Genomic DNA, 10,540 nt, shown 5'->3' on the forward strand with positions numbered 1-10,540 from the left:
CACATGGACCAAGCTCCACGCGGTCGTTCCTACAGACTTCGTAGCGTCAGGTTCAACAGTATACGCGACCTGGGCTTCGGGTCTCTATCAATGGGATGCCTCCCGTACATGGACCAAGCTCCACGCGGTCGTTCCTACAGGCATGGTTGCCACAAGTACAGCACTGTACGCGACCTGGGCTTCGGGTCTCTATCAATGGAAAGGCGCTACCTGGACCAAGTTGAACGCATCTGTCCCTGCAAGCATGACTGGATCAGGTTCGTACCTGTATGCTACCTTTACAGGATCTGGTCTCTATCAATGGGATGGTACCACATGGACCAAGCTCCACGCGGTCGTTCCTACAGACTTCGTAGCGTCAGGTTCAACAGTATACGCGACCTGGGCTTCGGGTCTCTATCAATGGGATGCCTCCCGTACATGGACCAAGCTCCACGCGACCGTTCCTACAGGCATGGTGGGCACAAGTACAGCGCTGTACGCGACCTGGGCTTCGGGTCTCTATCAATGGAACGGCAGTACATGGACCAAGCTCCACGCGACTGTTCCTACAGGCATGGTGGCCTCGGGCGCGAAGTTGTATACGACCTTTGGATCGGGTATTTATCTATGGGAAGCGAATGTATGGACCAAGTTGAATGCGACCGTTCCGACAACCATGGTGGCAGGCTTCTGAAACCGATGGCCTGCTAACTGTATCAAAGATTTTTCTTGTGATGGTGCATTAAAACAGCAAGTGTTCTATATCGGGGAGGGAGAGATCCCTCCCCGATATATTAATATATTTCTTGAAAATATTGGAGGCAATAGGAGAAGATAGGTATTATATTTTATTTTTATTAATTAAGGAGAGACCATGAGACTGAAGGAAACATTAAAATGGATGGTGGTAATACTGGGGGTGATTTTTTTTAGTTTGCAGGCAGGAGCTGAAGAAATACAAAGTCTGAAGACACAAAAGGATAAGATAAGCTACGGGATTGGCGTCGATATGGCGGAAAACTTTAAGCGGCTTGGGATGGACCTCGATCTGGACATCCTGATAAAGGGTCTGAGGGATGCCTACTCTAATGGAAAGTTACTGATGACAGAAGATGACCTCCGTGCAACCCTGAACGCTTATCAGAATGAGCTGATGCAGAAACAGGTACAGACAACGCGAGTTGTTGCTGAACAAAACAAGAAAGAAGGCGATGCCTTTCTGGCCCAGAACAAGACGAAAGAAGGTGTTGTGACCCTGCCGAGCGGTCTGCAGTACAAGATAATTAAGGAGGGCAGCGGCAGGAAGCCGACGAATGCTGACTCGGTTGAATGCCACTATCGGGGCACCCTTATCAACGGGACTGAATTTGACAGTTCCTATCGCAGGGGTCAGCCCGCAACCTTTAAGGTTGCAGGTGTTATTCCCGGTTGGACCGAGGCCCTGAAGCTTATGCCCGTAGGCTCCAAATGGCAGCTCTTCATACCGCCCCAGCTTGCTTACGGAGAGCGGGGAGCAGGTCGTAATATCGGACCGAACACGACGCTGATCTTTGAGATTGAACTCTTGTCCATCAAGTGATGCGGAATTGACACCCTTGGTCTCTTTATAAGTTTGATATTGGTTATGATCTTCCCCCCCCGTTTTGACGGACACGCACTTAGGTTTACATATGTTCCGACTCATATTCCAAGGCAGATAATTCCTGATCCTGTTATATTAGTTCATCGCCTATAGGTCTTCACTACCGATTACAAAGCCCTTTTCGCTCTTGCCTCATAGCCGCCACTTCCCACGTCCATATTTCAGCATCAAGCTCCCAGCTTATCCCTCCTTATTTTACCCATTTCACTATATTGCCCATTTCGCGCTATGCACAAGATGGGTAATATTCGCACGTATGCCCGCCGATGTAGGCTTAGGGTCAATTAAATAGTTCATAAAATAATTGTATTAGGTAGGAAAAAGGGGTACATTTAATAAGTACAATAAATAGGATATCTCAGGAGGTAATAATATGGGCAAGGCCTTGAGAAAGCTGAATTTTATGATCGAAGAAAATATTTACAGAGATCTGGAAGCCCTTGTTCCCGCCGGGAAACGCAGCAAAGTAGCCAATGATGCGCTCAGAAGAGAACTCGAACTGATTCGTAGAAAAGATGCGGTGGGGAAGATATTAGCTGCAAGGACAAAAGGCAAAAAGCTCTCAAATAAAGAGATTGTCGATGCCCTTGTGAAGGATAGGGGGTCACATTGACAAGAAACTATGTGGTAGATGCCTCCGTGATACTCAAATGGATCCTTGGTGATGAGCGCGAATCCGACCAGGAGAAGGCAATGCAATTGTTGAATACATGGGTAGAAGGCAATGTTACCATTGCAGCGCCTGTGCTCTGGCAGTTTGAGGTTGGTAACGTCCTGGGCAGGGTAATACCGGGAGAGGCGCCGGAAAAGATGGACCTTGTTATGGATTTGAACATACGAAGCATTACGTTAACCGATCATATATGCGGACTATGTTTTAATTGGATGAAAATAAAAGGGGTTACCTTTTATGATGCCTCGTATCTGGCCGTTGCTCATGATATACAGGCAGTGCTTATCACTGCCGATGAGCGATTCGCAAAAAAAATCGGCAAAAATGACCATCTCTGTCTTTTAGAAAGTATCGATGTGTGATGGAAAAGTATTTATATTCATGGTATAACCGAACTACAAAGCAGCACACGACTTAAAGACAGGGAAAAAAATTGATGGACTCTAAGGGTCTCATACAGAGCATTGTGAAAACGTCTTTGCTGAAGCGGACTCTATTCTTTGTGCTTTCGGATATTATCCTGATTGTCATTTCTCTCTTCATTGCCTTCACTGTCCATTTCGATCTGAACCTGAACATCGACTACCCGGACATCATGGATGAGGTGCTGCTGTATTTTATTGTGGCGAAGCTGGTCGCATTTGCTATATTCAGAGTATACAAAATAACGTGGCGTTATGTCGGTATCACCGACCTCGTGAATATTATCTTTGCCATTATCTTCGCCGAATTGCTGCTCATTGTTTTGAGTCTTCCGAATTCCTACCTGTCGCCTTTTGCCCTTACAGGTTTTCCGAAGAGGGTGTTTCTCGTCGACGGTATTGTCTCCCTTTTCCTGATCGCGGGCTTGCGGATATCGAAGAGGCTTTATCTTGAAGTGATCCGTGAGAAGAAGTTCGTCAAAAAGGGGAAGCGGGCGATCATTCTCGGCGCGGGGAACACAGGCGAGATGATCCTCAGAGATATAGCACGGCAGGGGTATGGTGAGTTTTCGCCGATAGGGTTTCTCGATGATGACAAAAGCAAAGTAGGCACGTACATCCACGGGATAAAGGTCATCGGTACGACGGAGGCGCTGGAGGACGTCATTGCGAAGGACTCTGTGGAGGCTATGATCATAGCTATTCCACGATTAAACAGGAAAAAATTAAAGGACATATACGATACGGCAAAAAAGGCCGATGTCAAGACTATCAAGATAGTGCCCAGGATATTTGATTTTGACAAGCCTGACATTAACCTCAAGGCGCTCGAAGATATCAGCGTTGAGGATCTCATCGGACGGCAGATCGTACAGATCGATTACAGGGGGATCAAGGATTTCATTAGAGACAGAACAGTATTGATCACCGGCGCCGGAGGGTCCATCGGCTCAGAGCTTGTTATGCAGGTCTGTGCCTTTCAGCCGGGCAGGATCGTGCTTTTTGATATCGATGATACAGAGCTTCATAACATGAGTATCAGGATGAAAAAAAACCATCCGGAGCTTGCAGACAATATGCATCTGGTGATCGGGGATATCAGGGACCGGGATAGAGTGAATGAGGTGTTCGGTATGTTCCATCCCCAGATTATTTTTCACGCGGCAGCATATAAGCACGTGCCGATGATGGAATATAACCCCAAAGAGGCTGTAAAGGTTAATATATTCGGGACACACGTCATTGCCAGGGCAGCGAAAGAATATGGTGTTGAGAAATTTATCATGATCTCAACAGACAAGGCGGTAATGCCGACGAGTGTCATGGGCGCGACAAAGAGAGTAGCGGAATATGTATGCCAGGCGCTGAACGGCAGCGAAGAGCTGAGAGCTGAGAGCGAAGAGCTGAGAGCTGAGAGCGAAGGGCAGAGATTATGTGATAATGCGATAATGCGGGGATGCGACAATGCGACAAAAGAACCTCGTTTGCTAAATCCCTCATCCTACCATCTTCCCATTACCCCATCCACCCGTTTTATTTCCGTTCGTTTCGGGAATGTGCTGGGGAGCAGGGGGAGCGTGTTGCCGCTTTTTATGGAGCAATTGAAATATGGAGGCCCATTGACTGTCACACATAAGGATATGGTCAGGTATTTTATGACCATACCTGAAGCAGTATCGCTGATACTGCAGGCGTCAATGATGGGGGAGGGCGGGGAGGTATTTGTCCTCGATATGGGAGAGCCGGTGAGGATCGTTGAGCTTGCAGAAGAATTGATCGGCCTTCATGGCCTGAAACCTTACAAGGAGATTGATATCGAATTTATCGGCGTCAGACCAGGAGAAAAACTCTTCGAAGAGATCCTGACCGCCGAAGAGGGTACTATCGCGAGCAAACACGAAAAGGTCTTCATCGCGAAGAACAGCGAAAGATATTCCATGGATGACATCGAAAATATTTTAAAGGAGTTCCAGGGATTGCTGTCTGATCCTTCAACGGAGAATGACGTAAAGGTAAGGGAACTGCTCAAAAAATATGTGAAACATTATGAAGAACAATCTTAGATACCCAACGCTTCCCGTTCAGGAGGTCTATAAATTCCAATGATCCGTTACTGGTATATGTTGCTTGCAGACAGCCTTTTGACCATGGCTGCCATCATTTTTGCGATGATGATCCGGCTGGAGATATTCTACCCGAACTATTTCCTGTTCAGCCGCCACATCAGGACTGTATGGCCGTTTATCATCCTCGCGATGATTGTCAGGCCGGTGGTGTTCTATTGCTCGGGTATCTATCAACGCATGTGGCGATACGCGACAACGCACGATTTTTTCAGGCTCGTTGTCGCCGTCGGGATTGGATCCCTCATCCTTTCGCTCGTGACGCTCCTCCTGTTCCGGCCATTTCTGATCACAGACTTCCCGCGTTCGCTGCTGATACTTGAAGGCCTGCTGAGCATATTCTTTCTCGGGGGGCTGAGGGTGATCCTGAAGGTTTCCGAGAACTACGCCGATGAGATCGACTGGAAAAAGGTCGACATCAAACCTGCACGACGGGCGCTGATCGTGGGGGCAGGCGATACAGGGGTGCACCTTGCGAGAGAGTTCATGGATAATCCGCAACTTGGCACGCAGCCGGTCGCCTTTGTCGATGACGATCAAAAAAAGATCGGCAGGAAGACCCATGGACTGGATGTCTTCGGACCGCTGGTTACGCTGGCTGACATTGTCCAGAAGATGAATGTCGATGAGGTGATCATCGCCATACCGAATGCGCCGGCCCAGACGATACAGAATATCAAGAATATCTGTCACACAATATCTATTCCGTTTTCAATCGCATCGGCGCCTGCGAGCCTTTTGAGCCAGGAGGATGTGGCGGCGGGCAACGTCAGCTCTCTCCGTTTGCCCATGTCCCTGCCGGATATTACTACAAAGGAGATACAGAACGTTATCCGTGTGATGCAATCCCGCAATCTCAGCATAGGATCACAAACGGTTATGCTCGAAGACCTCATCGCGGCAGAATGCAACATGAACCATGCCGTCGCGGTGGTGAACGGCACTGCCGCCCTCCACATGTGTGTTGTTGCCGCCGGTATTCAGGCTGGTGACGAGGTTATCACAACACCCTTCAGCTTTGTCTCCTCGGCGAACTGCATCCTCTACGAGCGCGCCACGCCGGTCTTTGTCGATATCGAACCGATAACCCTGGGCATTGCGCCGGACAGGATCGAGGCCGCCATCACGGAGCGGACAAAGGCGATCGTTGTCGTTCATGTCTTTGGTCAGCCATCCGATATGGACCCCATCATGGAGATCGCTGCCAGACATAACCTGCTGGTCATCGAGGATGCCTGTGAGGCGATCGGCGCGGAATACAAGGGCAGGAAGGCCGGCGCCATAGGCAAGGCAGGCACTTTCGCCTTTTACCCGAACAAACAGATCACCACCGGCGAAGGGGCAATGATCGTTACAAATGACGAGGAATGGACGCACCTCTTCAGGAGCCTGCGGAACCAGGGAAGGGACAAGTTCGACGGGTGGCTCAACCATTCCCGCCTGGGATATAATTACAGAATGTCGGAGCTGAACGCTGCAGTAGGCGTGGTCCAGATAAAACGGCTCAACGAGCTGCTGAATAAGCGCGCCGCAGTTGCCGATGAATATAATAGAATAGTATCCGGTATTGAAGGTGTTACGCCGCTCACCATCGCCCCGACGACGACGCGCATGAGCTGGTTCGTATACGTCGTGCGCTTTGCGCCCGGCATTGACCGCGATATGATGGTAAACCTTCTTGCCGGGAAAGGTGTCCCGAGCAGGCCATATTTTTTCCCGATCCACCTCCAGCCCTTTTACCGGAAGATGTTTGGTTTTAAACCGGGAGATTTTCCCGAATCAGAGGCAGCGGGCGCATCGATCCTCGCGCTGCCTTTTCATGCGAATATGAAAAAGGAAGAGATAGAAGTTGTATGCAAGGCCATAGCCGATACTATTCCTGAAGCAATAAAGAAGGAGGGCAATATATGAGAATGAGAATCGTTCTCTTCTCCATGATGGTCTGCTGCATGCTGGTTGTGAAACCTGCGGCCTACGGCGTTGATACGGAACTGACGCGGCACACGATGAGCGGCCTGCAGGGTGTTAATGTTATGGTGGAGGAACTGCAGCCGAACATCCAGAAATACGCGCAGCGTTTTAACCTTACAAAGGAACAGCTCCAGAAAGAGATAGAGCAAAGGCTCCAGAAGGCAGGCATACAGGTATTGACCGGGGACGCGTGGCTGAAGACCCCCGGGAGACCCGTTCTCTATGTGAATGTTAACACGCATGAGTATGAGAAATACTGGTACGCCTTCGACGTCACCGTCAACCTCAATCAGATCGTCGTGCTGGAGGCAGACCCAAAGCTCAAAACACTTGCCTCTACCTGGGATATAAGTATTACAGGTGTCGCCAATATCGGCACCCTGAACACGATACGCAGCAACGTAGAGATACTTATTGACCGTTTTGTACAGGCATACCGATCGGTCAATCCAAAAAAACAAGAGGATGTGAGACGTTGACGCTCCCTATTTTTATGAATGCCCCGTACGGATTGGTGAAGGATAATATACAGCGTATACTCTCGCTCCGAATAGGCATCGAGGTGTATTTCAATAACAACGCCCTCGATGAGGCTCAAACAAAGGACGTGAAGGAGCTTGGGAAGATGCTCGGGGAACTTGGCGTGAAATGTACTGTACACGCTCCTTTCATGGATTTAAGCCCCGGCGGTTACGACCGGACGGTGCGGACGATCACGAAAGACAAGCTGAAAAGGTCCGTCGAGCTGGCGAACCTCCTGCAGGCCCTCAGCGTCGTCTGCCATCCCGGTTATGACAGGTGGCGTTATGACGGGAACCAGAAGCTGTGGCTCGACGCGAGCATCGACACATGGACGGAGGTGATCGGTGAGGCGGATAAAAACCTCATGGTCCTCATTGAGAACATCTTCGAGGACGAACCCTCCACGCTGATCGAGCTTTTCAAGAACTTCCAGGGCAAAAACCTCAATTTCTGTTTCGATTCAGGACATTTCAACCTCTTCTCGCGGACCCCCATAAGCGACTGGCTGGCGCCGCTTAAAAACAGGATACGGGAGATGCACCTCCACGACAATCACGGAAGATCCGACGAGCACCTGCCGATAGGCATGGGAACGTTCCCGTTCCGAGAATTGAAAACATTCGTGCGGCAGCTTGACAATATCATATACACGATAGAGATACACAGAGAATCGTACGCGAATGACAGCATAAAAAATCTAAAGGAGTTTCTCTCATAATATGGCCTATCGAATCGAAGTATCATGCAAGGAACAGGTAAGGGATGTTGCCGGCGAGAAGTTAAAAAAGAGGATTAAGGCGGATTTCGGCATCGATGTCATTGCCGCCCATGTTGTGGATGTCTACACGATCGACGCGGATCTTGGTCCCGATGTTGTCGATGTGCTGCAATCGGACGCGTTCGTTGATTCCGTGATCCAGCAGGGACTGACGAACCGGCCCACGTTCATCGACGCGGACTGGATCATCGAGGTCGGCTTCAAACCGGGTGTAACCGACAACGTGGGAAGGACCGCGAAGGAGGTCATCGAGGCCATTGCCGGCGCCCCCTTCAAAGACGGGGAAGGCGTCTATACCTCGAAGATGTACTTTCTGAAAGGCTCCCTCAGCAGGGAACACGTCGTCGAGATCGCCGAGGGCGCCCTCGCGAACACGCTGATCAACAGATATGTCTGCAAGACGATGGAGCAGTACAAAAACGATAACGGGATGGGGGTCTATGTCCCCAAAGTGAGCATTGCAACGAAACCCGTCGTCGATACCTTTGACCTCAATATGGACATAGAAAAACTGATGCAGATGAACAGGGAGCGGACGTGGGCGCTTTCAAGGGACGAGCTGATAACGATCAGGGAATATTTCAACAGGAAGGACGTGATCGAAGAAAGAAAGAGGGCGGGCTTGAGCGAAAAGCCGACGGATGTGGAGATAGAGGTCCTTGCCCAGACATGGTCTGAGCACTGCAAGCACAAGATCTTCAACGCTGCTATCGAATATGAAGAGGACGGAAAAACAGAGAACATCGACAGCCTTTTTAAGACCTATATCGTCGGCTCCACGGAGACGATACGGAAACAAAAAGGGAAGCGTGATTTCTGTCTCTCCGTTTTTAAAGACAACGCGGGTATTATCAGGTTTAACGGGAGATACAACCTTGCCTTCAAGGTGGAGACGCACAATACCCCTTCGGCGCTTGACCCTTACGGCGGCGCGCTGACCGGTATCGTCGGGGTCAACAGGGACCCCTTCGGAACGGGGAAGGGGGCGAAGCTGATATTCAATACCGACGTCTTCTGCTTTGCCTATCCCAATTATCACGGCGAGATCCCGCCGCGTCTTTTGCACCCCAAGAGGGTCCTTGAAGGCGTGAGGGAAGGCGTGGAGCACGGCGGCAACAAAAGCGGCATCCCTACCGTCAATGGTTCCCTTGTCTTTGATGAGGGATACCTGGGCAAGCCCCTTGTCTTTTGCGGCACCTGCGGGATCATGCCCCGAACGATAGACGGACAGCCGACGCAGCACAAGGAGGCGCAAAAGGGCGATATCATCATCATGATCGGCGGGAAGATCGGCAAGGACGGCATCCACGGCGCTACGTTTTCCTCGGAGGAGCTTTCAGAGGTCTCTCCGACGAGCGCTGTACAGATAGGTGATCCTATAACACAGAAAAGGATGACCGATTTTCTCCTCATTGCCCGCGACCGCAGCCTCTACAATTCCATTACGGATAACGGGGCTGGCGGCCTTTCCTCATCGGTTGGTGAAATGGCGCAGGATACGAACGGCTGCGTAATAGATCTCGAAATGGCGCCCCTTAAATACCAGGGACTTTCGCCCTGGGAGATACTCCTTTCCGAGGCCCAGGAGCGGATGACGGTTGCCGTGAGCCCTGAAAAACTCGGGAGCTTTCTCGATCTTTCAAAAGAGATGAACGTTACCTCAACGGTGCTTGGCGAGTTTACCGATACCGGCAAGTTCCATGTACGCTATAAAGGCGAAACAGTTGCCTGCCTTGATATGAAGTTTCTCCATGAGGGTCTCCCGAAGATGAACCTGAAGGCTAAGTGGGAGCGGAAGATCGTCGATGAGCCGCCGATCCCCGCGCCGGATGATTACAACTCCCTCCTGTACGGTATCCTCGGGAGATGGAACGTATGCAGCAAGGAATATGTTGTCAGGCAGTACGATCACGAGGTCCAGGGCGGAAGCGTGGTAAAACCCCTGACAGGCAAAAAGAATAACGGCCCCAGCGACGCGGGTGTCGTGAGGCCTGACCTCGACAGCTTCGACGGCGTTGTCATAAGCCACGGCATATGCCCCAAATACAGCCGGTTCGATACATACCACATGGTCGCCTGTGCCATCGATGAGGCGATACGGAACAACATCGCGACCGGCGGTTCCCTGAAGAATATGGCGCTTCTTGACAACTTCTGCTGGTCAGACCCTGTCAGCTCCGTGAAGAACCCGGAAGGTGAGTATAAACTCGCCCAGCTCGTAAGGGCGAACAGGGCGCTGTATGACTTTACGACGCTTTTCGGAACGCCCTGCATCTCAGGGAAGGACAGCATGAAGAATGACTATATCTTCAATGAGATAAAGATCTCCGTCCCCCAGACGGTCCTTGTCTCGGCAATATCCGTCATCAAAGACGTGCGGAAGGCCATGACAATGGATTTCAAGGCGGCAGGGGATGTGGTGATCGT

Annotated in this window: 9 protein-coding genes; all 9 read left to right on the forward strand. The window is 50.4% G+C overall.

Going from position 1 to position 10,540, the window contains the following annotated elements; genetic code table 11:
* Positions 1-676, forward strand: a 676-nt coding sequence (locus PHU49_06880; GenBank protein ID MDD5243725.1) for a hypothetical protein, incomplete at its 5' end; no start/stop codon positions are given.
* A gap of 180 nt (positions 677-856) precedes the next feature.
* Entirely contained in the window at positions 857-1,561 is a 705-nt protein-coding gene (locus PHU49_06885; GenBank protein MDD5243726.1) for an FKBP-type peptidyl-prolyl cis-trans isomerase, read from the forward strand.
* Positions 1,562-1,997: 436 nt separating this feature from the next.
* The gene (locus PHU49_06890) at positions 1,998-2,237 is read left to right on the forward strand and encodes a hypothetical protein (protein ID MDD5243727.1); all 240 of its coding nucleotides are present in this window, start codon (positions 1,998-2,000) and stop codon (positions 2,235-2,237) included.
* Positions 2,234-2,659 (forward strand): type II toxin-antitoxin system VapC family toxin, encoded by a 426-nt coding sequence (locus PHU49_06895; protein MDD5243728.1) that lies wholly within the window; start codon positions 2,234-2,236, stop codon positions 2,657-2,659. Before PHU49_06890 ends, PHU49_06895 begins: the two co-directional genes overlap by 4 nt.
* A 74-nt stretch (positions 2,660-2,733) precedes the next feature.
* On the forward strand, positions 2,734-4,782 hold the full coding sequence (locus tag PHU49_06900; GenBank protein MDD5243729.1) for a nucleoside-diphosphate sugar epimerase/dehydratase: 2,049 nt from the start codon (positions 2,734-2,736) through the stop codon (positions 4,780-4,782).
* A 39-nt stretch (positions 4,783-4,821) separates the two neighbouring features.
* Complete coding sequence (locus PHU49_06905; GenBank protein ID MDD5243730.1) at positions 4,822-6,753, forward strand: DegT/DnrJ/EryC1/StrS family aminotransferase; 1,932 nt, start codon at positions 4,822-4,824, stop codon at positions 6,751-6,753.
* Positions 6,750-7,292, forward strand: coding sequence for a hypothetical protein (locus PHU49_06910; GenBank protein MDD5243731.1), 543 nt, complete (start codon positions 6,750-6,752; stop codon positions 7,290-7,292). Before PHU49_06905 ends, PHU49_06910 begins: the two co-directional genes overlap by 4 nt.
* Positions 7,289-8,053 carry a sugar phosphate isomerase/epimerase gene (locus PHU49_06915; GenBank protein MDD5243732.1) on the forward strand — a complete coding sequence of 255 codons (765 nt, stop codon included), beginning with the start codon at positions 7,289-7,291 and terminating at the stop codon, positions 8,051-8,053. Before PHU49_06910 ends, PHU49_06915 begins: the two co-directional genes overlap by 4 nt.
* Position 8,054: 1 nt before the next feature.
* The coding region (locus tag PHU49_06920) for an AIR synthase-related protein (GenBank protein MDD5243733.1) at positions 8,055-10,540 on the forward strand (2,486 nt) is incomplete at its 3' end.

This window comes from Syntrophorhabdaceae bacterium, assembly GCA_028713955.1.
Classification (GTDB): domain Bacteria; phylum Desulfobacterota; class Syntrophorhabdia; order Syntrophorhabdales; family Syntrophorhabdaceae; genus UBA5609.